The organism is Pantoea sp. AG1095 (genome assembly GCF_003208415.1).
Taxonomy (GTDB): Bacteria; Pseudomonadota; Gammaproteobacteria; order Enterobacterales; family Enterobacteriaceae; genus Pantoea; species Pantoea leporis.
On the sequence record NZ_QKMJ01000009.1, the window covers coordinates 1 to 24,163 of the forward strand.

Sequence of the window (24,163 nt, forward strand, 5' to 3'; positions counted from 1 at the left end):
ATGTATACGAGAGCAGCGGTTTTGGAGTAACGGGTATCAATATGAGCAAGGCAATCGTGCGTTAGGATACTAAATAACAGAATCAGTAATTGAAAACTACGCCTGCTTTCGCTCGCAGCGGACCTTCAGTTCAGTCCGATGGTCAACTACGTGCCAAAAGCGGACGTTTGTGACATATTTCATACTTGAAGGTTTCTTTCTACGATTATGTCCCAACACCGGATACAATCAGCAAAAAAATACGCAGAGAGACATTTGATGGTTAGACGTTTCAAATTTGATTTTTTTTCGAAACACTCAATTCCTGATTGGCAGTGTCCGTCGTGCGGAAGAGCCACCCTCGAACTTGTTGAAAACAGTTTTACCACGTTCCGCACGGCTCGCGCTCAACAACACTATGATGCGAATGAAGGCTTTTCTCCGGAAGATGATGAGAATGTGTTCACCTGCATTTTGGTTTGCAGACAGAAGAACTGCAGGCAGCCAGTTTCGTTGACGGGAGACGGGTTTTATGAGGAAGATTATTCAGGCCGTTCCCTGACGTATGCTTCTGTATATCGCCCACGGTATTTCTATCCTCCCCTTACCTTGTTCACGCCCTGTGATGATTACCCCGATAAAATCAAGGTTCAGTTAAAAGAACTCTCCGCCCAGTTACCAGGCCACCCAAATGCAGCGATCAATGTCCTTCGCACTACACTTGAAATCATTCTCGACTATTTCAACATCCCGCGCACTGGAAAAAATGATCGCTATTTGTCGCTTGATAATAGAATTTCATCAATTCCAGAGTCTAATGAGTATATCAAAAGAGGATTCATGGCAATGAAGTGGCTTGGGAACACGGGAAGCCATAACTTGCGGGAGGTTTCGAAGGAAGACATTGCGAGTGCCTGCTTCATGCTTGATGATTTTTTACTGCAAATCTTCCGTAAGCCGAATGATCACGAAGCCACTATTGCACGACTGACTAAGAATCACGATCCGAGTTCAAAAGACCAATAAGGGGAGTCGTAAATACTTGCGATATTAACCTGATGAACAACATATTCAGTTTTCGGAGGGGGAACTGTTCGGTGCATCACGTGGAAGTAATGCTCTGCTGGCCACCCATGTTCGTATAATTCAAATCGCCTCGTAGAGCGTCCCCAAATCGCTCAAAGCGGTCATCCGCCTATGTACGGCCCGCTTTGTGCCAAAAGTGGACATGAGCTCTTTAGATCATCTTAACGATGGTCTGCATTATTTTTTTCGTTATATAGGCTGAAAAAGCAGGGGAATCACTCTGGATACTGGCTCGAATATTATAATAATAGTTACAGGATCGACAGGGATTCCTTGACGGTGTAAAAAGTTAAGTCCTGAAAAAAAACCTGAAAAAATACTGTCATATCGAAGTAATAGTAGAAAAGTTATTAAATATGGCCAAGAAAAAAATCCTTGGCCAACTATTATAGTATCACGACATAATTCTATAATCTTGAAGTTAAGAGGCTTGCATGAAAAAAAATACAGGAAAGGAATATGAGGATTTTGTTGGGGCCATTCAGCAAAGTTTGATTAATGCAGAAGGGATCTCACATTTAAAAAATATAAAAGTGGAAGTAAATAAAAAAATAGAAGATAGAAATGGAGTTTTAAGGCAGTTTGATGTGTATTGGGAGTTTAATTTAGGTGGTTATGTTTATAAAACTGTAATCGAATGCAAAGACTATGCTTCTACAGTGACCATAGACAAAATTGACGCTTTTATTGGTAAGACGCAGGACATACCAGGTCTTAGACTCATCTACGCTACGAAAACAGGCTACCAGAGCGGAGCACAAAAAAAAGCAGGGCAGCATAAAATTGATCTTCTTCTTATAAGAGAAGGAATTGACGAGGACTGGACTGCGCCTGATGGAACGCCACTAGTAAAAACCATCCATTTGAACATCATTGCCATATCCCCTCCAAATATTACATCATTTTCTCCTTTTGTGGACGCTTCCTGGTTGGAGTCTCAGCCAGAGCTTGACGTTGATAAAATAAACAATAAATTCAGCATGATGCTAAATAATGAAGTTTTTATATCTAACGAAGTGACCGGCGTCAGATTTTCTCTTTATGACTTGGCGAACTCATTGGCTGGTAAAATTCCTGACATAAAGTATGGGGAGGGGACATATAGTGAGGAGCTACATGATTCTTATTTAGAGTCTGCCGATGAAGATCTGAGAGTTAAGCTTAGAGGGTACAAGTTGAGCTATGTGTACCACGAGCCGGCAAAAGTTACATCAGTAATTGATTACTCCAAAGAGCTTCTAGGTATCGTTCAAAACTACTCATCAGGAGATAAGCAAATGGTCTTTAGGGATGGGCGTGTTAAGTGAGTCCATTTTTCTATATCAGCTAGCAGCCCTCTAACTGAGGGCTCTTTTTACCGTGAGCACATACTGGAATGCTGCCCCCTGCTTGAAGCCTGCAACCTGTAAACTCATACGCGACTTCGTTAGCAAATTTCCCATCTGATTTAGGATAACTGCGAACTTCCGTTCCTCACTCATAGCGGACCTTACATCCAGTTAGTCCGCTTTGTGTCAAAAGCGGATAATTTATCTCTCTAGCAGATTGAAACGAGATGATCATCAAATTATAAAGCGCCAAATCTGCAGAAACAGGTTTTTACTGCATTTTGTTCAAAATATCATACGTTTTCAGAAGTGATTCAATATAAGAACTTAAACATGTGCAATGACTTACAGCGTGTGCTGATCATGGGAAACAGCGGTTCAGGCAAAAGTTGGCTTGCTGCACGGATCTCTGAATTTAAAAAATTACCTGTTACAGATTTAGATACTCTTTACTGGGAACAAGATGGTTACGGGAGAGCTAGGGAAAAGAAAGAAGTGCTTAAAGATGTTCTTGAAATAGCAAATAAAGAACGCTGGATTATTGAGGGCGTATATGGCTGGATTGCTGATCAAGTCTCTCATTACGCTTCTCATGTTATATGGCTGACGCCTAAGCCAAGCGAATGTGTTGAAAACATAGAAGTCAGGGGAATAAGAAACAATGGGTCTGTTGAAGATTATAAAGCCTTGCTGGAATGGGCCTCCTTGTATGAAATACGAACCGGGTCGAGTAGTTATGAGGGACATCTGTCTGTCTTTTCAAAAGTAAGTCCCGAGAACCAAATAAAGCTAGCTAGTCGTGAAGATATCAATCAGTTCCTTACTCAACTTTGATAACTCAGCTCATTAAACGCCCGCTACTCGCTCAGAGCAGACCTTTAGCTCAGTTACTTGGTCCGCTTCGTACCAGCAGCGGAAGTTGCTTATAACAGTCTCTTCGGAGTAGCGAGGTGCAGGTCAGGACGATTTGTTATTCCCAAATCCCATACCAATAAGACGAGTAGAAAGGTCGTGAGCAGTATGGCAATTTAGTTTTCGTATTATGTTTTTTCTATGTTGACTTATTGTTTTGACGCTGAGCTGAAGCCTACATCCTATGTCAGTCAGACTGTCGTTAGTGGCTAAAACTCGAAGCAATCCAAACTCCTTAGCGGTCAGAGCCCCGCTTTTACGCTTAACGTTTAAGGAAGTAATCTCGTCATCAGATCGCGAAGCGCAACTAAATACCTCACTCGCAAGACGGTGTATATCACAGCTTTTCGGAAGTACACTTGCATTTGGCAAAAGAGCTGTAATGTATTTGATGACGGCTTTTTCCCTGAGGTCTGTGAGGAAAATTAATCGAGTTGATGGTGATATCATTCTGAGCATAACAAAAAGTTCGCAAACTGCCTGTACATCACGTCCAGCTGTGTATAACTCACTTATGACAATATTCGATTCCGCCGCAAGTTTGAGTGCTTGACTATCCTGTTCGTCAGTCATCACTGTTACTTTAATATGTCTGTCGTTAAAATACTGAGAAATTCCTGCGGCAATCCATTTATCGCTGTCCATGACCGTTAATGTGAACATAGCACCTCCTGTTTGCTAATAGCATTAAACAGAATTTGTCATTTTCACGACATCAGACAGCACTAGGTTGAGTTGTAGGAATTATCCTAATTTATCGTGTGCAGATCACGAATGCATAAAGACATTTTCAAATTGATCAATCGTAGTCAGTGCTTTTTCAATATGATGAATAATAATCGAGTTGTCTTCATCCATCTCTGCCAACTCTTCAAGCATGGCACACTGTTCACCCATTTCCCTGATTCCGCTCACCTTGAGCGTCCCGGCAACACGATGAAAAATGCGGCGTGCAGAAGGTAAATCGTTCTGAGCAATCGCATCGCGCGCGTTAAGAAGGTCTTTCCGGGTTTCACAGATAGAAAGAGTAATAAACTCTCTTATGGCCTGAGGGCTATCGGGTAAAAAGGCGGCCATAGCCTCTAGATCTATCCACTCGGTAAGGTCCTTAACTTCATGTGGTTCGTGTGGCTCAAAAGCAGCGATAGTTTCAGCCAGTCGGGAAAAATCTACCGGCCTGAATAGGCAGGCATTCATTCCAGCGGCAAGGCATCGGTCTCTTTCCGATTCCTGTGCATCCGCAGTAATACCAATGATCAAAACACCCGGATCTTGTTTCCTGATGCTACGAGTCATCTCGAGGCCATCCATTTCCGGCATATTGCAGTCGGTAAGGATGATATCGGGCTTCTCATTTTGCCATGTCTCAAGTCCTGACCGGCCATTATCTGCAACACTGGCGCTGTGACCCAACAGGGCAACCTGGCGTGAAACGAGCAGGCGATTTGCAGGATGATCGTCAACGACAAGAATCTTAAGCGACGAATGCAGCCTTGGGGGAATGACTGGGACAGAATCTACATAGCTGACGGGTCTTGTTTCTACAGGAATATCAATCGTAAAAGCAGAACCTTTTCCGGGAGCACTTTCAAGACTCAGTGTTCCGTTCATTAGCACCGTGAGTTCGCGGCTAATAGCCAGCCCAAGCCCGCTTCCCCCTGAAACTGAGTTGTCTGCCTGTTCAAAGGGCAAGAACAGACGCTTCTGATCATTTTCGGAAATACCTGGACCTGAGTCCCGCACGACAATTTGCATTCTGCCTTTGTTCTGTAACGGGAGCGAAACGCTTATATTTATCTCTCCCTTCTGAGTGAATTTGACGGCATTGCCAGCAAGATTTCCTATTATTTGCCTGAGCCGATTTTCATCAGAAAAAACCTCTCTGTCGTATTCCGGCAGCGCCAGGCTCAGGAGCAATCCCTTCTGGTGTGCCAGCCCGCTAAAAGTCTCTACTACCGCATGAGCAATAGCCGATACACGACACCAACGTGGCTGTAGAGTGACTTTGTCCGATTCGATGCGTGCAATATCAAGAACGTCACCAATCAACGCCAGAAGGCTCTGGGATGATTCGTGGGCCACGCGAATGAGTTCTGTATCGGCACGATTTTCCTGCACCTGCAACTCAAGCAGGCCGATTATTGCGCTAAGGGGCGTCCGTATCTCATGACTCATAGTGGCCAGAAATCGGCTCTTAGTCTGACTGGCACGTTCAGCCTCTTCCCGAGCTATGCTTAACTGGCCCTGCATACTGAGATAGTCAGTTACGTCCTGCCATCCTCCGATAAAACCGCCGGTTGTCCCGTCGTCTTCATGGAAGCTGGTCATCCAGTGCCGTATTTGCCTTACGCGCCCGGATGAATCTTTAAGAGCGAATTCTGACTCCAGTGGCTCGTCCCCCGTCGGCGGCATTCTTAAGCACTCTTTCCAGACAGCATAGAGTGGGTGTCTGCTGTCAAATAACGATAAAGCCAGATTTTGGGAGGGGTAGTCGCTTAAATATTTTTCGAATGCCAGATTGTTGTGGATGATTTGTCCATCAGGAGTCGCCACATAGACGGGACGGGGAGGGCCGTTTATCAGCCGGTCACGAAACAGGATTTCTTGGCGTAATAAAACTTTAGCCCGTTGAGTGCGCTTAACCTGTCTTCGCAGAACGCCGGCCCATACTGCGGTAATTAGGATAAGCAACACGGCACCCGCCGCCCCACTGTAAAATTCACTGCGATAAATTCTCCAGGTATCGAAGCGCGCTGCAGGTGTAGCCTGCCAGTGTGTCAGTATACTGGTCACCATATCTGCTGGCACTAAACCAAGCGTCTTGTTAAGTATGCTTTGCAGCTCCGGGTCAGCCCTTCTTACCCCAAAGACAATCGCCGCCTCCGGTACAGGTAAATCCTGTTGTAATTTAAGCCTGTCCTGGTAGAGACCCTGCTGAAGATATCGGGCGCTAATGAGCGTGTTCAGTGTGGCGTCAACTTTTCCCTCAGCGACCCATTGCATAGCAAGTCCTGGATTACCGATCAAAGTAACCTTAGCCTCTGGAAAGGCCTTTCTGAACCAGTCTGTGGCTTCCTGGGCGGGAATCAATGCCACGCTGCGGATGTCATCTAATGATTGTTCACCGCTGCGGGTGACCATCACGGTGGGCGTAAACATAAACGGGGTCGTGAGCAGGATGTCCCGGTTTCTTTCCTGACTCCATATCAGTGGCGCGGTCATGGCGGCATCTCCGCTTGCCAGAGCCGCGGAAATATTCGTAGCGTCGCCAATGTCCGAATAGCGGAACCGAATGCCTGTTTTGAGACTCACAAGCGAAAGTAATTCAGGTCCTATCCCCGTGTAATTCCCATCCGGGCCTTTCATAAAAAACGGAGGATTAAAACTTGAGGCCACTACGGTGACGGTGGGATGACTTTCACGCCAGGTCCGCTCATCAGACGTCAGGTTTAACGGTTCGGAAATGAAGCGAATGAGATTGCCTTGATCCCAACGAGAGGCAATTATTTCACCTGCCTGACTTGAACGCAGATTAAGGGTCGCTTTCTCAAGCACCTCATGCAAAACAGGCGTATGCTTCCGGGTAATGAATTTATATGCTGTCATCGGCTGGGAAGAAAGAGCAATTATATTCAGGGAATTAACGTAGTTTCGTTCTGTTACATAGTACGCTTCCCCAGCCGGCAATATGACAGACTGAACCTTTCCCTGATCGAGCGCAGCAAGCAACCTGCCAGGTGTGCCACCTGAAATAGTACTTTTGTCAGTGATAGCGGACATAGCATCGGCGCTTCGTCGTACAACTTCCAAGGGATACGCTTCTGCCACCTTGACGCTCATAACTGCTTGATGATAAGAGTGAAGTTCATCTCCTGCGGGGCTAAATATTATGTCGGTGTCGCCTTCGTTAAGCGAGGAATAGGCTAACTCTGCATTATTAAAATGAACGATGCGAAGAGTCAGGCCGAGGCTTCGAGCCAGAGTCCAGGAGAAATCGGGGATATACCCGGTAACGCGTCCTGAAGCATCAATCCTCGTCAAAGGCGGTCTGGTGGGACCATAAAGCGCGAGCGTCAATTCGCGCTTTTGTCCGAGCCAACGCCATTGATAATCTGTGAGCGTTGGAGCCGTCACTTCGGGAAGGGCGTCAGGCACATAACTGAGCTTATCGGGAGCGGAGATGCCACTAACCGAATATAAGAAAGCAGCGTATATCCAAAGACGATTTGGACGCATCAGGAGATATTATTCCTGCGAGTGAAATCCAGTAAGTCACGCTGATTCTTCAGACCCAGTTTATCCATAAGACGTGCTTTGTAGGTACTTACGGTCTTATTGCTGATTTGCATACGTGTTGCGATATTGATGATTTCTACCCCTTCACCCAGAAGCTTCAACACTTCAAACTCACGCCGCGACAGCAGTCGGAGTTGCTCCGATTCTGAAGCTGTGATGGCCTTTTCATAAGGTTCATGCATGCGCAAAGGAAAATAACCGTAGCCAGAAAAAACCGCCCCAATAGCGTAGGAAAGGTCTGAAAGATTATTTTGTTTGCTGATGAAACCGTTCGCTCCAGCCTTCATGCTGAGTTGAGTGTAATAGTCGGCATTTTTTCCACTCATGACGATGACCGGGATTTTTACACCAGCAGAGCGCAGCAAGGTAATCGCCTCAATGCCATTGATGCCAGGAAGATCAATGTCCATCACCAGTGCATCAGCATTGTGCTTTATGACCAAATCTAACACGTCTGAACCGTTGTCAGTTTCTGCTACAACAAGGTGGCCTTCTTTCTCAAGAAGCATACGAATGGCAAGCCTTGCCAGTGGATGGTCGTCTACAACAATGAACGCAGCCATATGCATCCTGTATGTTTAGATATTGGTTAATAATATGTTGCTAAGAAAAAGACTGCAAAAATTATTTTGTAGTCCCGCTCCCACAAAATCACTTCATTTATCCTAGTTCTAATTACGAAAGAAAAATAAATAAGAATTAAAACATTGGAATGTAGTCCTCGGCTTACACTGTGGCTCTTTGTGTCTGATATTTACAGTGATTAAAAAATGACACACTTATTGTCAGATGTGCTCACACCTGCGCTGAGCCACAAAGACAGTGAGAAAATCATGAAGGCAATTGCTAATTTCATTGAAATTAACCAAATACTTAGACCTGCTGCGTGGCTTTTTGTAGCTGCGTTTTCCCTTGGTGCCTGGTTTATGGCTGGCGTCATCATTCAGATCATATTCTGATATCAATCTAAATCGCGAATCAAATATTATGAATAAGATATTTAAAGTAAAGTGGAATTCTGCCCTGCAACGTTTTGATGTCACCTCAGAATTAACCAAGGGGAAAAGTAAGTCATCCAGCGGCGGATCTAAGCAATCTGGCGTGCAGTTAAGTCATACGGGTATATTGACTATCGGGGCACTGGCATTGGCTCTCAGCGCACCTACAATGGCTGTTGATATTGATTTAGATGATTTTGATGCGCCAGATGGGGGGCATATTCAGCGCATTACTGGCAGTGATAAACTAACCTCCACCAACTGGAATAGTATTAAATCGGGTGATAAAGGTTACCGATCAATGACGCTGGCACAGGCTAATGCCTTGGGGTTATTAACCGGTGATGGCGTTAATTATCTCGATGAAGGATATCTGGCATTTGGTAATCGCATTGGCTACGAATATATCGACCCAACTACGGGTAATACCATTACGTTTCAGGGTTACGACAACGCTCAATTAAGAAATGTTCCACTCAGCGGTAGCGAGTTTGTTCAGCACTATGCGGTGGGCGCGGACGGTCAATATGTTGATCGTAATTTGATCCAAGTAGAGGCGGGAGGAAGCCTGGAGGTGGATGTGGGGGGAGCGACCGGTCCCCTTTGGTTTAACGATCTGAATAACCGCCTTGAGCTTTTCATGAAGGGGAAGAATCAGACATCATCTGTGTTTAAAGTCAGTTCCGTTAATGCAGCGGCTCCTGCAACACTGAATTATCTCAGCAAAACCGTGGTTCATCTCGGTAACTTCCGGAATACCTCGAAAAAGTCTGACGATCCTGTTCTGAAATTTTCTTCTGGTTTTAGCGGCGACTTCTCCAGTGCGATAGGCAATCAGAGCGTTAATAATCTTGATGATTTAAAAAATTACAATAGCGCGCTAATTAGCGCCGTGCAGAGTGGCCTGATTCAAGCCAGCCAATATCAATCCGAGTTTGAAAAGGCCTATTCACGTGCTGAAAAGCTTATATATGTTGATGATAAAATAGCTGATGATGATGCCTCCCGTTTAGGGATGAGCACCGTAGGCGTTGCATATATTTTGGGCGATGGTGGCGCAGCCACCATAAACGTTGACACGGATGCTTCCATCCAGGGTTTCAATACTGACATCTCTCTCATTCGCTTAGTCAATGGTGCAACATTAAATAACTATGGTTCGATAGGTCTTTTCTCTAATTCCAGTGCAGATAATGCAGTGATTACGGCCAGGGATAGCGTCGTAAATAATTTCGGCGTAATTGATGCCGGCACCAACAAAGAGATGATGGAGTATGAGACTTCACCCGGAACGCCTATTGGCAGTTTCTATAGCGGTGGACAGAAAAATGCCATCACCGCCAATAACGCGATCATCAATAATAGTGGTGTAATTAATGTTGCCCCGGCAGGAAATTATGTCGCAAACATTGGCATTAGCCTCAACGGCAATTCCAGCCTGGTGAATAGTGGGAATATCAATATTTATGCCGCGGAAAAGAACGGTTCGGTCTACTCAACCTATTCCCATGGCGTGCTGATGGGTGATAACGCGACCTTACGAAACGAAGGTACAGTTTATCTTGGACGTGAGGCACAACGTAACATTGGCGAAGCGGTTAATGATCTCGAGGTCAATTCACCCAATAACCGTTTGGTGACGGTGCGTGATTATGCAGAATTTATCAACGAGGCTAGCGGGAATTTAACGCTTGGTTCGCTGACCCAAGGCGCCTATGGCGTCATTGTTCAAGGGGCTGGAGCAAAAGCCGAGAATAAAGGCGATATCACTATCAATGGTAAAACCGGTGGCGCCGCTCCGTTGCAAAATATCGCAATGATGGGCTTTGCTAGTGCTAAAAACGTGCTTAACAGTGGCACTATCACACTAAATGGTGTTAATGCGGTTGCTTTAATGGCGAACTCTGTCGACACGGACAGTGGTACTACCGTGGTGACAAACAAAGGAACCATCAACATCACGGAAGGTGTGGATGCGATGTCGAAAACCGCCAATTATGGCATGTGGGCTGACGGCCAGCGTGCAATTGCGACCAATGGCGGCATCATTAACCTTAACGGTGATGGCGCGATTGGAGCGCACGCGCGCAATGGCGGCACTATCGATATCACGGATAATGGCGAGATGCACTTTAACGGCAAAAACCAGACCGGTTACTACGTTTACGGTGCAGGTTCGAAGATTGTCGATGGTTCAACCACCACGCAGGCCGCTAGCGCGGAAGGCTCAACGCTTTATCGTATTGATGGGGGAGCCAGCTTTGACGGTTCTGCGAGCACCACCCGCATTGATGCCAGCGGTAAAAATGCCACTGCATTGCTTGTAACCAGCAATGCCAATCAAAGCACACTGGATACCGGCAAGATGACGATCCTCGTTTCGGGTGAAGGTGCAACGGGGGTTCGCGTTGAAGGCTCCGCCAAAGGAACGCTTTCCGACGAAACTGATTTGACTCTTTCTGGTGCAGGCAGTTCTGCGGGAATTGTTGATGGCAGCTATACCGACATTGTAGGTAACAGTAGTCAGGTGGGCAGAGCGGTTCTCACTAGCCTGGCGAACCTCACCAGCGCCAATACTGCGGCTAATGCCATTGGTTACATAGCGCGTAACGGCGGCACGCTCGACCATCAGGGTAGCATCGACTTCACTACTGCCGGCACCACCGGTGTGCTGGTTGAGGGCGGCACGCTAAATAACAGCGGTAATATCAATGTGAATGGCGTTGCCGTCAATATTCAGGGCGAAAACTCAGCCGTCACGAATACCGGCACCATTACTGCCAGCGATGGCGTAGCCGCGATAAACGTAGGCAGCGGCGCGAACCTGACGCTGGACGGTTTGGGTCAGGTAAAAGCCAGCGGCAGCGCCCATGGCATTCTGCTTGATACCGGGGCTACCGGATTAATCGTTAAAGACGCCAGCATTGAGATGAACCCAGTAGGCGATGGTAATGCCATCGAAAACAAGGCTGAAATCGCAGGCATTAAACTTGATAACACGCAGATCACCGTTGATAACGGGGCAGGTGTGCGCACAGCCGCCAGCATGGCCAGTGAAAACAGTGGAAAGATTACTGTCAATGGTAGCGGCTCCGGCTTGTTAATTCAGAATGCTGACAGTTCGACAGCTGACAGTGTCCTTGATATGTCAAACTCTCGTAACCTGGTAATTGATGTCAACAGTGCGGACGGCAGCGGTATCGTTACTAACATAAAAGGTGACGTTAAATCCGGAGCCAGTGTCAACGTTAATGATGCTTCTGGCGGACCTGCTCTGAAAGTTGGCGGAACGACTGCAGTGGTTGAGCAGAGCGGTCGCCTGGTGTCAAAATCCACAACTAACCCTGTAGTCGACGTTAATAACGATTATGTGGGGAGCTTTATTAATCGGGGGGATATTATCGCCAACTCGGCTGCACAGGTTGCGCTGGAAATAACCAGCGGCCTGTCAGGCGTTCACTTCGTGAATGCTCAGGGCGGTAACATAGTCGGTCAGGTAAATCTGACTACCTCACACGACCACACTGTGGATTTACAGCATGGGAGTACCGCTACGGATATCACCAGCTCAAGCGGTAATGACAGCTATAATCTGGTCAACATTGATGCCACCGACGGCAATTTGTTTAAGTCTCTGAATGGCGGAGCCGGCGATGACAAGCTCAATCTGCGTAACAGTCAGCTGACGCTGGCGCAATCTGGAAAAACAATTACAGGTTTTGAACAGGTAAATCTTGAAAACAGCTCAACCCTGACGCTGGATAATATTCTGCTGTCCTTAGGCAACTCTGCAGATGACGCCGTAGGTACCGGTTTTAATATTACCGACGGCAGCACACTGGTATTGAAACAAAGCGCTGACACATTTTTTAACAGTCACATCAGTGGATCAGGCATGATTGCGGCCAGTACGGCGGGTAACGCTTTTGACTTTACTGCCAACAATGCCAGCAACACCTTTACTGGTACCTTAGGGCTAACCGACAGCAAATTTGCTCTAGATGGACTGAATACCCAGGCTCTCACTTACGCAACCCTGCTTGCAGGTACTGATAGCCGTATAACCGTAGCTGATAGCGTGCAGCGAATTGGTGGTCTTAACTTTGACGGTGGCACCGTCGTATTTAATACCGGTACACCTGGCGATACGGTTGCTAAAGGCGTGGTGCAGACTTCCGGATTAATGGACATAAGTGGCCGAGGTACTGTTGAAATTAATCCTGGTTCGGTCACAAACCATCATGTGCTGCCACCACAGACCGTTTCATTACTGGAACAGGATGAAGGCGATCAGGGCATCAAACTGGCAGGTGGCGCGATTCCGGTGCAAGGCTCCGGCGGCAATCTGGAACTGCGGGATACCAGCGGCAACCTGATAACCGATAAATTAAATACCAACGTGCTGCAGGATGGCAACGTGGTGGCCAATGCCACCTATGACTATCGACTGACCAGTGGTCAGGCCAATGACGGGTTGTATGTTACTTACGGCCTGACGCAACTGGACCTGTTGACTCAGGGCAACGATGCACTGGTGCTGAATGCCTTTGGTAAAAAGGGCAATTCTGCGGATATGAGCGCGAAGATGACTGGCATCGGCGACCTGGCGATTGATACCGGTACTGGCCACACCGTGTCACTCTCCAATATGGATAACAGCTACAGCGGTAAAACGGATGTACGGAGTGGTAGTCTGGTGATGAACAATGACAACGTATTGGGTCAGACATCAGAACTTTCGCTGGCGGCCAATACTGGATTTGACATGAATGGCTACAACCAGACTATCGGTGCTTTAAACACAACGGCAGGATCAGTGGCGAACCTCAACGGCGGCACACTGGGCATTACACACGGCGGTTCGGTCAACGGCAACCTGCAGGGCAGTGGTGCACTGAATGTAAATGGCGGTACGTTAACGATCAATGGCAGCAATGCCGGGCTCGCGGCAACAACTTCAATTGCTTCTGGTGCTGACGTGCAGTTGAACAACACCATCGGCTTGGGCAGCGGCAATATCGTCAACGAAGGTTTATTAGCATTAAAAAATGCGGCTGGCGCGTTGTTCAACAGCCTGAGCGGTTCAGGTGAAACCAATATTGCGCAGAACAGTGATGTTATCTTGCTGGGTGATAACGGTGAATTCGCAGGTAAATTCAGTATTGGAAACGGCTCCGCATTGACGGCATCAACTCAATCGAGCTTGGGCTCAGCTGAAATCGCCAATGAGGGAGCGTTAAATCTTGCCAGCAGCCACAGCTGGTTGATGAATAACACTATTACCGGCAGCGGTGAGTTAAACCAGAATGGTTCAGGTGTGGTAACGCTTAGCCAGCAGGCAGCGCAGTACACCGGAGATACACAGGTTAACGCGGGCGGCCTGCAGCTTGGCAGCGTGGGCAATAACGTCACTCTGGCTTCAGCCAACCTGAATATAGCCGCAGGGGCGGTTGCCGGTGGCTTTGGTGGTACATCAGGCAACGTTACCAACAGCGGTAAACTGCAGTTAGGTGAAATCATTCCAGCCGCTAAGTCCGTTACAGAAACTCTGCGATTCAACGTTGGCGGCAATTTTGCCAACAGTGGAGACATCATTTTGGGTGGTGCAGGAGCAGCGGCAGGTAATCAGTTGCATATTGCTGGCAATTACCTTGGTAATAACGGTCACATTACTCTGAACACCGCCTTAGGTGATGACAATTCGACCACTGATAAAATGATCGTTGCGGGGGACACTAGCGGTACAACACTCGTAAGTGTCAACAATGCCGGCGGGAGCGGTGCTAAAACCCTCAACGGTATTGAAGTTATCAGTGTCGGAGGCAAATCTGACGGTGAGTTTGTGAAGGACGGCCGTATAGTCGCTGGTGCCTATGATTACAATCTGGTACGTGGCGAAAGCGCCAACAGCAACAACTGGTATCTGACCAACTTGCTCAGTGGTGTGATTGACCCTGGTGAAGGTAGCGGTGGTGGCAATAAAGATGAAATCATCAAGATTTATCGCCCGGAATCTGCCGCCTACGCAGCGAACATGGCTGCAGCAAATAACCTGTTCAATACGCGTTTACATGATCGTTTGGGTGAGACCCACTATGTTGACGCGCTTACTGGCGAAGAGAAAGTGACCAGTATGTGGCTGCGAAACGTCGGTGGCCACACCCGCTCAAGTGACAGCAGTGGACAGATGAAAACCCAGGCTAATCGATACGTAATGCAAATGGGTGGCGATATTGCGCAGTGGACTACAGATGGCGCTAACCGTTATCACCTTGGTGTGATGGCCGGTTATGCTAACCAGCAGAGTAACAGTCGTAACCATATTTCTGGTCAGAAAGCAGATGGCACAATCAATGGTTACAGCACGGGTATCTACGCGACCTGGTTACAGGACACCGAAGAGAAATCAGGTGCTTATCTTGACAGCTGGGCGCAGTACAGCTGGTTTGATAACACCGTGAAAGGCGATTCACTGACGGCGGAGTCTTATAAATCAAAAGGTATTACCGCGTCACTTGAGACCGGATACACGTGGAAGATTGGCGAGAAGAATGAGCGTGAGAGCTACTTCGTGCAGCCTCAGGCGCAGATCACCTGGATGGGCGTGCAAGCGGATGAGATTCGCGAGCAGAATGGCACCCGCGTGAAAGGAACCGGCGATGGCAACATTCAAACCCGCTTAGGAGCGCGTACCTTTATCAAAGGTCATAGCGCTATTGATGATGGCAAAGATCGCGTATTCCAGCCATTTATTGAGGCTAACTGGATCCATAATACAAAGGAATTTGGCAGCGAACTAAACGGCGTAAAAGTCACCCAGAAAGGCACGCGCAATCTGGGCGAGCTGAAAGTAGGGGTTGAGGGCCAGATCACCAAAAATGTTAACCTGTGGGGTAATATCGGCCAGCAGATGGGTGACAAAGGATACTCCGATACCAGCGCCTTGTTGGGGGTAAAAGTAAATTTCTGATTTGAAGGACCATATTGTATAGGTAGGTTTAAATGCTGGTTACAAAGGTGACCAGCATTTTTTTTGGATTTTAACGAGCTCCTCATCTGCAACTTTCGCATCTTATACAAACGCGATTAACCGGCCGCTGCCTCATGCATGTGCCGCTTTTAGAGGCAGCCATGACATCACTTTGTTATCTAATATGCGATTGAAAAAGTTTACATGCATCAGCTAACTGTGAACGTCCGCTGTTCGCTCATAGCAGACTCGACTCGTTTCAAATGTGGCAAGCGAAATTCTCTTATATATCAGAGAATGTATTTTTTATATGGAGCTAGATGAATTTAGCGCCTCTAACGAGCGCAAAAAACCGGCTTTCGCCGGTTCTAAATATTATGAATTTCAGGTGGCATCGCACTTCGGCAGCCAGTCAGCACTACTTTCCTCAGTCAGATCGAGATTAGTCTGCATCCCCAGCTTCGTGCGCCGCTTCAGATAATGGTGTCCGTACTCGCGCATAATGCTCTCCAGCGACAGACTGAAGATCTTCATGCTGAGTGGATTCCTGTAGCCGTTCGCCTCCATGTAAGCCAGATAGGCGTGATAGAGATAGCGTTTTGGCTGTAGCGGCCTGATGCTGGCGTTCCCCATGTAAAGCGAAGTAGGCTCCGGCGTGGTGAACAGGTAGCCGCAGAAGTCCACCATCGGATCCGCGTCGCGCTTGATGCGCATCGCCTCATCGGAGTTCTGCTGCGACTGAAGTAACGCCCTTGCGTCCTGCGGCTGGCTGAACTGCTGCATCAGCTGGCGCACGATAACGGCCAGCTCGCCGCTGATTTTTTCCTTCAGCTGCGTGTCGCGCTCGTTTGCCGGGATGATTTCCGGGAAGTGCAGGATAACCCGGCGGCGTGATACGCCACCGCTGCGGTCGGTAAAGCGCATCGGATTGTTGTTTACCGCCAGAATCACCGCCGGGATGTGCGTTGAGTAGGCATCGCGGTATTTCGGGTCCACGGATACCGCGTCGCCGCCGGTAATCGCCTTGATGCCCGCGCCGTCGCCGCTCCACTTCTCCTGGTCGGGCAGAATTATCAGCGAGAAGCCAATCACCGCCGCGCGCTCGCGCGATGACTCCAGCGTCTCGATGGTCGCGGAGGTGGTGTTGTCCGTTCCGGCCAGCATGGTGGCGATTTCGGCCATGATGCTTTTGCCGCTGCCGCCGGGACCCGTGACCTCCAGAAACAGCTGCCAGTCGTAGCGGTTAGCCAGTACCATAAACAGCGCGGCGAGAATGATATCGCGTTTTGCCGCGTCGCGTCCGGCGGCGCGGTCCAGCCACTGCCAGAAGTGCGGCGCGTGGTTCGCCAGCGTCTCGCCCTTGACGGGTGAGGTAAAGTCTACCTCGCTGACCGTGCGCAGCCAGAAGCTTTTGCTGTGCGGGCTGAAGCTGCCGGTGCGCGTGTCCAGTACGCCGTTGCGAAAGCCTATCAGGCTGCGCGCCGGGTCAGACTGCTGCGGGAGCATCAGCTTCAGCGTGTCCACCACGCCTGAAATCTTGCCCGCCGAGAACGGCGCGCGCAGCCGCTGGAACAGTTTCGCCACGTCGCGCTCAAACTGCTTCCCCGAAATGACCTTCCACGCGCCCGCCTTATAGCGTGACAGGATTTCGCCGCTGGCATCTACCGCCAGCGCATTGCGGTAATGCTCAGCAACGCGCTCCGCCTTTTCGCTGGCGCTCATCGCCGAAAACTCCGCTTCGCTCATCACGTCAAACGGGCTGGCGGTGGCGGGCGCGGCGGCCTCAGCAAGCGCCTGCTTCGTCGGGACGTCGCCGAGCTGCACAAAGGCGTCGTTCCAGTCGCCGAACACGGGCGGCAGCGCGACGACGGCGTTACTGACATCAGCGGCCTTCTTCGCCTTATCCTGACCGCTGCCGTTAAGGTCGCGGTCGGCGGCAATCATCAGCGGCAGAGTGGCGTGCTTTTCCCGGGCAAGGCCAGCCAGAGAAAGGAGGTTGCCCGATGAGAGCGCAACCCACACCTCATCACCGGTCAGGTTGTGCACCGTCAGGCCGGTCGCGTAGCCCTCTGCGAGCCAGATGCGCTTTGCGGGCTTAGCGCTGCTGAGAACGTGGCAGGCGCCTTTCACCTGGCCGCCTTTGAGCGTGCGCTTTTCTCCGCTGGCATTGATAAGCTGCACGTTAACCAGCTGGCCGCTCATGTCGTGCAGGGGCACAACCACATCGCCGGTGCGGTAGGTCGTTAACGCCACCTTATGCGCCTTCGAAAGCGTAAGGCACGCCTGCTCAGGCAGGCCTTTTCGCGACAGGTAGGCATTGCCCGCCGCTTCGTTTGCCGTACTGACCAGCTGCTGCGCCAGTTCAGCCGCTGCGGCGCGGGATGTCTCGTCCGTTTCGGGGCCGGCTGCCGCACTGATGCCGGCAGCCACCGGCGGCAGGTTGCCGGTCAGGTCGTTTACGCGCGTGGCGGCCTCTATGAACGTAATGCTGAGCGCCTTTTTCACCAGGTCCATGCCGTCACCGGCTCCGCACTGATTACAAATCCACGTGCCGCGCCCGTCTATATCGTCGAAGCGAAAGCGGTCCGTTCCCTGACAGACCGGGCACGGCATGTGGCGGTTTTTGATTACCTTCACGCCCAGCGCGGGCAGAATGCGGGGCCAGTGGCCCCGCGCCGCGGTGGCCGCCTCTGATACGGTCATTTTCATCGTTCTGTTCTCCCTCAGTGCAGCACCGGCGCGTCTGTCATGCGCCCGCAGAGTTCATCCATCATTACCTGACCGAGAAAGCTCAGGCGCGGAGCCGACTTCAGCGGCCCGGTGGACAGCAAATCATCCAGCAGCGCGCAGGCAATCTCCTGACCGCGCAGGCGTCCGTGCTGGCGCAGGTAAAAGCCCTCCAGCTCGGTTTCAATGACGAGCTCCAGGCGCGCCAGCGTCAGGCCGGGGTAGCGCTGCTGTTCACGGCAGACGGTCAGCCAGGCGCAGGCGACGGCGCGGCGTGAAAGCGCGGCGCGCAGTTCAGGCGAAAGGGTACGGACTTTCATGATTCAGCCTCCGCGTTCATCCAGTTGTTCTGGCAGCGCGTCACCACGTCATCCAGCTGCTCGGTGATGAGAAAGACCAGCGAAGCCAGCTGCGCGCGCTGAGCGGGCTGCGGCAGTTCGTGGCACTCCTGAAAGGCCGTCATATCGCTGACAAAGCGCCCGGCGTTGCGCAGGTGTTCAAGGCGTACGAGGTCGGCGTGAGAAATCGTGGCGTGAGTCATGCGCGCACCTCCCGGACCGGCAGGCGGGCGGCAAAGGACAGCACGTAGTCGCGGGCCAGCAAAAGGCGGGCGGCGCGCTCGTCGGCGGCAACGGTGCGGAGCATATGAATATGCTGCTGGCGCTCGCAGCGGCGGACGGCGGCAAAGACGAAAACAAACTGCGGGTATGGGGAATTAAGGACCGTAGCCATGATGGCAGTCTCCAGAGAGTAGCGGTTATCGCCACCACCGGAGTTCCTACACTCATGGGTGGTAGCCCGAACGGGGGTAGGAATACCGGCCTCAATGGATACCGGCCAGCCCGAAGGCTGCCCCGCCCGGGCCACCATTACGCAGACGGCGCAACGGATACAGAACCGTTGCCCGAAAAATGGGTGCACTGAGGCTTGGACACAAAAAAAGACGCATGGCGCGTCTGGTGTCGCCATTGAGTAACTCGGGTTCCTACGCCCGGCTGCCGATTTTGCGACAGCGGAATTACTGTACCAGGGAATGGCCCCGGCGCGCAAGCCGGAGGTAGCAGTTAAAAATAACATCAGGCAACCTCAGCAGCTGGCGGGAGAAATGTCGCCACGGGAAACAGTCCGGATAACGTAGGACGGGATGCCTGTGCTTTGCAGGCTGAAGTCTGGCTTTGTTGCACCGAAACACTGCGGCTGTAGCGGCCTATCCATCCCGGCGCCAGCCATATGCACCAGCGGGATTGCGTGCGCGACAGAGGGGTGGCGTGATTTACCGGCATGGTTCAAAAACCTCATACGGTACGCTCCTGACCACGCGCTGCAATGCGATCGCTCATCCAGACGCTGATTTCGCTGGCGAGCCAGGCCACGTTCTTGCCGCCAAGCGACACCTGCGCAGGAAAGGCGCCGCGGCTGATAAGGTCATAAATGGTGGAGCGTGACAGGCCGCAGACGTGCATGACTTCCGGTAGTCGCAGGAAGCGATCGTTCAGCGCCGGGTTTACGGGTAAAGCCGGGGCCGCAGGAGCGGAGGAGTTTGCGGATAATACGGTGTGCATGAGCTACCTCTTATTGAGTCCGTGGTGATACGGACAGATACGTCCGAAGTCGGGTAGCTCTTTATTCTCAGCATATTTACAGCCAACGCAACAAGGCGAAAGGGTGCTGCGGCTGGCACAAGTGCGCAAAAATTAGCCGTCTGTTTTTCGCACAGGTAAATATAGGGCAATATAGACCAATAGTGCCGAGATGAATTATGCAAGTCGCTTTTAATGATTAATCCTTGTTGAATCAATCGAAATAAACACTCGAAAAGGTTTATCTGCATAAAAAGTTGGGTGAAGCATGGTGAACACCGGGTGAAGGGATAAATATTGATTATTCACACTTTAATATACTGTATTTACTCTATTTTTTATTAAGGTGAAGAATGGTGAAGGATATATATAAATTTAAAAGTTGAACAGGGAGCCAATATGTCACCTTGCCGCCAGCCAGAAGAAGGTTATTTTGTCTGGGCCATCACACAACGCCATCCGATAGCTCGCCTGTGCCAGCAACGGCACAATGCATTCACCGGAACCGCTAATGGCTCTCCCTCTTCGAAGAAAGCTAACGATAACGGCTTTTATAAACCGTTAACTCCAGCCTGTACGGTGACTGGCGTTAAACAGAAGGATAAAACGTGATGGCAATGAAATGCCCTGAATGCAGCATGACCGCACACACGCGTACGAGCGAATATCAGACAGGTACGTTAAAAAAGACGTGGTATCAGTGTCGTAATATCGACTGCTCCTGCACGTTCACAACGCTTGAGAGCCTGGACACCATCATCATGAAACCTCAGAAGGTAGCTGAAGACATCCCTGAGAAAGAATCACCGCCACCACGGCAGACGCTAAACCGTTATGGAGCTGCAAGCAGGCTTTCGAACCGCCAGAACGCCCCCGGCTGAGCTTCATCAGCAATACCTGACCGGCCATCGTGCCGGTTTTTTTCATCTCTTTTCTCTGGCCAGCATGAAGCGCATGGGTGCATGCCTATGCTGCATGAAAGCGCATGAATAAATGCAGCTGAGTTTATGCTATTGAGGCCAGCAGTGGCGCGGCCTGAAGGGACTCATGCAGCCGCATGAAAACTGCTACATAAAGCGGGCAGGCGTGGCGGGGGTACGAGCGCGCGCTGGAGGCTTAAAGGAAGGAGACGCTGGTTAACGGCTTAAGAAGGTTAGAACAGGAAATTTGCAATGATATTGGCTTCGACCCTACAAAGAGCGATGTCAATGTAGGGCAGGGTGTAGTTATCAATGCTTACTTGATATTCACAGGCAATGATTCCATTGAGCAGTTATATCCATCATAATTTGCTTTTCTTATGCACTGTGCATCTATTCTTATCTTTTCAAGTTGGTTTGTTTTGCTTGGAGCATTAAAAAATAACATGCCAACTCCACTCAATAAGAGAACGAATAGAACTCCAAAATAAAATATTTTTGCTTTAGTAGTGCTATGGACTCCTTTCAAAAACAATATATCCCGTGGGCTGTTATCCCCAATTGTTTTGGTTAAATCGATGTTAACTAAATCAACAGCAATCTCTTGTTCAAGGGCTAAGCCCTTTTTCACTGCACCAAGCAACAAGGGGTGATACCAGTAAACGTCGACAAAATAAAATAGCATCCATACGATAGCCGCACCAAAGGCTAACATTGACGCTACTGAGAAACTATTACCAAGGACGATAAGGCTTGAGCTGGAGTTAAAACTTACGCCAATAGCACCAATGAAGGCTGAAAGAATCAAAACCCCAAAATTCCTCACCTTCATTTCCAATTCATTAAAATGCTTCTGAACGTCAACTACCGTTTTCCATACATCAACTTTGAGTTTTAACTCTTCAATCCGCATCGTCTCTAAATGAATTCTTTCTTGTAAATTACTCATTTGTTTTTTCCTTGAAAGGCGATAAAATCAAAAAATTTCAAGATATCTGAAAATTGATGGGCTGTATAAGTCGGTTTCGCTCCGCTTGAACTTTCTTTAATCAATCTTTCCCTTTCAACATCTGCATCTGTCCAATGAGTGACGGCACGCAATAAATCATAACCCTTCTTATTTTCTTGAAAGTGACCTGTCCCATAACTTGCGAATACATCAGTTATCTTAGCTTTCTGGGCCATTTCAATATCTTTCATTTCGCTGTCACCTATATAGACGCAATCATCCGGCATGGCGCCAATAGATTTAACAATGTCTAAAAGCAATTGAGGGTTCGGCTTGGTTTCATCCGCAGGTGTGTATTCTTGCTTGGTGTGAATAAGCTTATATTTTTCCTGTTTAACCTCGCCTTCAGGAATGGCATGATCCTCTGGAGAAAATAAGACGTCTATTAATCCATCAAGTTGTAGTCGAGTTAGGCGAAAATTCGAATAATAAGCTTTTGATTCAGTATACGCTACTATATAGCAACCTCTACTCTTTAAGTCTTTAAGAGTGTCCATTACAGTTGGGTATAGACAAAGATGCTTTTTCCTGGCGCTTCTAAAAGCATGAATAGCTTCATCCATAGCTGAATTTATCGACTCTCTACTTCCGTATTTTTCTTGTAATGAAGGAATGCTTTCAAGAATGAATGAATACTCAGCAGTACCGTATTTTTGATGTATTGGTTTAATCTGGTTTATCAAATCAAGTTTGCAGATTCCAGATATCTCTGATGCCTTTTCTAACATAGAGTTAAAGCTATGATACCAAACACTAAACCAGTCAAATAAAGTGTTGTCTAAGTCTGTTATTAAAACACTCTTTTTCATCACTAATTTCTCACCAAAAAAAATATAATCATAATATAGCATGCGTGGCATTATATTAATATAATGTGCTGGATATTAAATCCCCGTACCATTGGAGCATCTTTCTTCTGTTTTCAATATGAAGAGCATGATTATATGTTCCTCGAATGGAATTTTTATCAACATGGGCTAATTGTAGTTCAATCCATGCGCTATCGAAATTTGCTTCATGGAGAATTGTAGACATTGTATGCCTGAAACCATGACCGGTAGCGCGTCCTTTATAACCGAGTAACTCAATTACCTGCGAAACACTTTCTTTTGAAATTGGTTTACTGCGATTATTTCTACCAATAAAAATATAAGGATAATGTCCGGTAATAGGCTTTAGTTTTTTGAAAAGGTCAATCACCTGCGTGGACAGGGGCACGATATGAGGCCTACGCATTTTCATCCGTTCTGCAGGAATTTCCCATATCCCTTTTTCTAGATCAACCTCTTCCCAAGTTGCAAAGCGCATCTCCTGAGTCCTTACGCCCGTCAACATGACAATCTTTGTCGCATTCTTAGTAATGATACTGCCGGTATACGCTTCAAGATCGCGGACAAAATGGTGCAACTCTTCCGCTGATAAATATGGATGGTTCTTTTGTTTAGGAACGGACAGCGCAACAGCCAAATCAGGCGCTGGATTGTACTCAGCTCTACCGGTAATGATGGCATAACGGAACACTTCACCACAGCGCTGCCGCACCTTACGCGTTTTCTCTAATGCCCCGCGTTTTTCAATACGGCGAAGCACCTCAAGCAGCTCCAGTGGCTTAATTTCCGATATAGGGCGATTGCCGATGAAAGGAAACACATCCTGCTCAAAGGTCTTAATGATCTCCTCGCGATAGGCCACCGTCCAACGATCAGCCTTATTCGTATGCCATTCACGGCTAATGGCTTCGAACGAGTTCTCCCTGGAGATTTTAAGCGCCAACTTTTGAGCCTTGCGCTCCTCAACTGGATCAATGCCATTAGCTACCTGCTTGCGCGCCACATCGCGCTTCTCTCTCGCCTCAGCAAGTGAAACGAGACTGTATGAGCCAAACGACATCAGCTTAGCTTTGTCGTTGAAGCGGTAGCGAAAGCGCCAGCCTTTACTGCCATCCGGATTGATGAGTAAAGCCAGCCCGAGGCCGTCGCTGAGGGTGTAAGGCTTTTCTTGAGGTTTTGCGCGTCGAATTTGAATGTCTGTGAGAGCCATGTGTATAAGTCAAAAATGTGTATAAGAAATTTATACGCATCACTATACACATTTATCTTGGATTCTGGCAGACGCAGCAGGACGGATACGGACAAGGCGTGTATTCATTTCGTTGTTTTTAAAGTAAATTAAAAATTATCTCGGAAGTCTGCGGAAGTGTAGTGGCGGAAGATCACAGGAGTCGAACCTGCCCAGGACCGCTGGCGGCCCCAACCGGATTTGAAATCCGGCCGCCTCACCGGAGACGACGATCTTCCTTTGAAGATGCCGCAGGAGTATAGCGACAATCGCGGCGGAATTCTTGATCTCAGCCGTGCG

General features: G+C 48.8%; 17 protein-coding genes and 1 tRNA gene. 6 read left to right on the top strand and 12 right to left on the bottom strand.

Annotated features, from left to right (window positions below; all coding sequences use genetic code 11):
• The first annotated feature begins 258 nt into the window (after positions 1-258).
• The 3 genes from DEU53_RS17075 (at position 259) to DEU53_RS17085 (ending at position 3,227) form a co-directional block, all read left to right on the top strand.
• Positions 259-1,005: a DUF4145 domain-containing protein gene (locus DEU53_RS17075; protein ID WP_158527639.1), complete on the top strand. Its 747-nt coding sequence runs from the start codon at positions 259-261 to the stop codon at positions 1,003-1,005.
• Between the two features lie 494 nt (positions 1,006-1,499).
• On the top strand, positions 1,500-2,372 hold the full coding sequence (locus DEU53_RS17080) for a restriction endonuclease (protein ID WP_110867838.1): 873 nt from the start codon (positions 1,500-1,502) through the stop codon (positions 2,370-2,372).
• A 354-nt stretch (positions 2,373-2,726) separates the two neighbouring features.
• Positions 2,727-3,227 (top strand): adenylate kinase, encoded by a 501-nt coding sequence (locus tag DEU53_RS17085; protein ID WP_110867839.1) that lies wholly within the window; start codon positions 2,727-2,729, stop codon positions 3,225-3,227.
• Between the two features lie 123 nt (positions 3,228-3,350).
• On the opposite strand, the gene DEU53_RS17090 is transcribed toward DEU53_RS17085, so the two are convergent.
• The 3 genes from DEU53_RS17090 to DEU53_RS17100 all read right to left on the bottom strand — a co-directional run bounded on the left by DEU53_RS17090 (position 3,351) and on the right by DEU53_RS17100 (position 8,164).
• Complete coding sequence (locus DEU53_RS17090) at positions 3,351-3,968, bottom strand: LuxR C-terminal-related transcriptional regulator (protein WP_110867840.1); 618 nt, start codon at positions 3,966-3,968, stop codon at positions 3,351-3,353.
• 105 nt (positions 3,969-4,073) lie between these two features.
• A complete protein-coding gene (locus DEU53_RS17095; protein ID WP_110867841.1) occupies positions 4,074-7,541 on the bottom strand; it encodes a transporter substrate-binding domain-containing protein in 3,468 nt (1,155 codons plus the stop codon).
• Positions 7,541-8,164: a response regulator gene (locus DEU53_RS17100; RefSeq protein WP_110867842.1), complete on the bottom strand. Its 624-nt coding sequence runs from the start codon at positions 8,162-8,164 to the stop codon at positions 7,541-7,543. The genes DEU53_RS17095 and DEU53_RS17100 overlap by 1 nt, the downstream gene beginning before the upstream one ends.
• A 207-nt stretch (positions 8,165-8,371) precedes the next feature.
• Between DEU53_RS17100 and DEU53_RS17105 the strand changes: the two genes are divergently transcribed.
• Both DEU53_RS17105 and DEU53_RS17110 read left to right on the top strand, forming a co-directional pair.
• Complete coding sequence (locus DEU53_RS17105; protein ID WP_110867843.1) at positions 8,372-8,560, top strand: hypothetical protein; 189 nt, start codon at positions 8,372-8,374, stop codon at positions 8,558-8,560.
• 28 nt (positions 8,561-8,588) lie between these two features.
• The gene (locus tag DEU53_RS17110) at positions 8,589-15,569 is read left to right on the top strand and encodes an autotransporter outer membrane beta-barrel domain-containing protein (protein ID WP_110867844.1); all 6,981 of its coding nucleotides are present in this window, start codon (positions 8,589-8,591) and stop codon (positions 15,567-15,569) included.
• A gap of 384 nt (positions 15,570-15,953) precedes the next feature.
• Here DEU53_RS17110 and DEU53_RS17115 read toward each other — a convergent pair whose 3' ends face one another.
• The 5 genes from DEU53_RS17115 to DEU53_RS17140 form a co-directional block, all read right to left on the bottom strand.
• Positions 15,954-18,278 carry a phage/plasmid primase, P4 family gene (locus DEU53_RS17115; RefSeq protein ID WP_110867845.1) on the bottom strand — a complete coding sequence of 775 codons (2,325 nt, stop codon included), beginning with the start codon at positions 18,276-18,278 and terminating at the stop codon, positions 15,954-15,956.
• A gap of 14 nt (positions 18,279-18,292) precedes the next feature.
• Positions 18,293-18,616: a DUF5375 domain-containing protein gene (locus tag DEU53_RS17120; protein WP_110867846.1), complete on the bottom strand. Its 324-nt coding sequence runs from the start codon at positions 18,614-18,616 to the stop codon at positions 18,293-18,295.
• The gene (locus tag DEU53_RS17125; protein ID WP_110867847.1) at positions 18,613-18,837 is read right to left on the bottom strand and encodes a hypothetical protein; all 225 of its coding nucleotides are present in this window, start codon (positions 18,835-18,837) and stop codon (positions 18,613-18,615) included. The genes DEU53_RS17120 and DEU53_RS17125 overlap by 4 nt, the downstream gene beginning before the upstream one ends.
• The gene (locus DEU53_RS17130; RefSeq protein ID WP_110867848.1) at positions 18,834-19,373 is read right to left on the bottom strand and encodes a host cell division inhibitor Icd-like protein; all 540 of its coding nucleotides are present in this window, start codon (positions 19,371-19,373) and stop codon (positions 18,834-18,836) included. Before DEU53_RS17130 ends, DEU53_RS17125 begins: the two co-directional genes overlap by 4 nt.
• 218 nt (positions 19,374-19,591) lie before the next feature.
• Complete coding sequence (locus DEU53_RS17140; protein WP_110867850.1) at positions 19,592-19,858, bottom strand: AlpA family transcriptional regulator; 267 nt, start codon at positions 19,856-19,858, stop codon at positions 19,592-19,594.
• Positions 19,859-20,487: 629 nt separating this feature from the next.
• Here DEU53_RS17140 and DEU53_RS17145 point away from each other — a divergent pair.
• Positions 20,488-20,757 carry an ogr/Delta-like zinc finger family protein gene (locus DEU53_RS17145; protein WP_110867851.1) on the top strand — a complete coding sequence of 90 codons (270 nt, stop codon included), beginning with the start codon at positions 20,488-20,490 and terminating at the stop codon, positions 20,755-20,757.
• A 355-nt stretch (positions 20,758-21,112) separates the two neighbouring features.
• Here DEU53_RS17145 and DEU53_RS17150 read toward each other — a convergent pair whose 3' ends face one another.
• The 4 genes from DEU53_RS17150 to DEU53_RS17165 form a co-directional block, all read right to left on the bottom strand.
• The gene (locus DEU53_RS17150; RefSeq protein WP_110867852.1) at positions 21,113-21,745 is read right to left on the bottom strand and encodes a hypothetical protein; all 633 of its coding nucleotides are present in this window, start codon (positions 21,743-21,745) and stop codon (positions 21,113-21,115) included.
• Positions 21,742-22,614, bottom strand: a complete 873-nt coding sequence (locus DEU53_RS17155; protein WP_110867944.1) for an HAD family hydrolase — start codon at positions 22,612-22,614, stop codon at positions 21,742-21,744. The genes DEU53_RS17150 and DEU53_RS17155 overlap by 4 nt, the downstream gene beginning before the upstream one ends.
• A gap of 55 nt (positions 22,615-22,669) precedes the next feature.
• A complete protein-coding gene (locus DEU53_RS17160; protein ID WP_110867853.1) occupies positions 22,670-23,845 on the bottom strand; it encodes an integrase arm-type DNA-binding domain-containing protein in 1,176 nt (391 codons plus the stop codon).
• Between the two features lie 162 nt (positions 23,846-24,007).
• Positions 24,008-24,102 (bottom strand) — tRNA-Sec (locus DEU53_RS17165).
• Between the last annotated feature and the right edge of the window lie 61 nt (positions 24,103-24,163).

Bases quoted from the DNA above. Each gene is read 5' to 3' on its own strand.
- DEU53_RS17075 (WP_158527639.1), top strand. From the start codon at position 259: ATGGTTAGACGTTTCAAATTTGATTTTTTTTCGAAACACTCAATTCCT.
- DEU53_RS17145 (WP_110867851.1), top strand. From the start codon at position 20,488: ATGGCAATGAAATGCCCTGAATGCAGCATGACCGCACACACGCGTACG.
- DEU53_RS17115 (WP_110867845.1), bottom strand. From the start codon at position 18,278: ATGAAAATGACCGTATCAGAGGCGGCCACCGCGGCGCGGGGCCACTGG.
- DEU53_RS17125 (WP_110867847.1), bottom strand. From the start codon at position 18,837: ATGACTCACGCCACGATTTCTCACGCCGACCTCGTACGCCTTGAACAC.
- DEU53_RS17080 (WP_110867838.1), top strand. From the start codon at position 1,500: ATGAAAAAAAATACAGGAAAGGAATATGAGGATTTTGTTGGGGCCATT.
- DEU53_RS17155 (WP_110867944.1), bottom strand. From the start codon at position 22,614: ATGAAAAAGAGTGTTTTAATAACAGACTTAGACAACACTTTATTTGAC.
- DEU53_RS17105 (WP_110867843.1), top strand. From the start codon at position 8,372: ATGACACACTTATTGTCAGATGTGCTCACACCTGCGCTGAGCCACAAA.
- DEU53_RS17085 (WP_110867839.1), top strand. From the start codon at position 2,727: ATGTGCAATGACTTACAGCGTGTGCTGATCATGGGAAACAGCGGTTCA.
- DEU53_RS17130 (WP_110867848.1), bottom strand. From the start codon at position 19,373: ATGTTATTTTTAACTGCTACCTCCGGCTTGCGCGCCGGGGCCATTCCC.
- DEU53_RS17095 (WP_110867841.1), bottom strand. From the start codon at position 7,541: ATGCGTCCAAATCGTCTTTGGATATACGCTGCTTTCTTATATTCGGTT.
- DEU53_RS17090 (WP_110867840.1), bottom strand. From the start codon at position 3,968: ATGTTCACATTAACGGTCATGGACAGCGATAAATGGATTGCCGCAGGA.
- DEU53_RS17160 (WP_110867853.1), bottom strand. From the start codon at position 23,845: ATGGCTCTCACAGACATTCAAATTCGACGCGCAAAACCTCAAGAAAAG.
- DEU53_RS17100 (WP_110867842.1), bottom strand. From the start codon at position 8,164: ATGGCTGCGTTCATTGTTGTAGACGACCATCCACTGGCAAGGCTTGCC.
- DEU53_RS17150 (WP_110867852.1), bottom strand. From the start codon at position 21,745: ATGAGTAATTTACAAGAAAGAATTCATTTAGAGACGATGCGGATTGAA.
- DEU53_RS17110 (WP_110867844.1), top strand. From the start codon at position 8,589: ATGAATAAGATATTTAAAGTAAAGTGGAATTCTGCCCTGCAACGTTTT.
- DEU53_RS17140 (WP_110867850.1), bottom strand. From the start codon at position 19,858: ATGCACACCGTATTATCCGCAAACTCCTCCGCTCCTGCGGCCCCGGCT.
- DEU53_RS17120 (WP_110867846.1), bottom strand. From the start codon at position 18,616: ATGAAAGTCCGTACCCTTTCGCCTGAACTGCGCGCCGCGCTTTCACGC.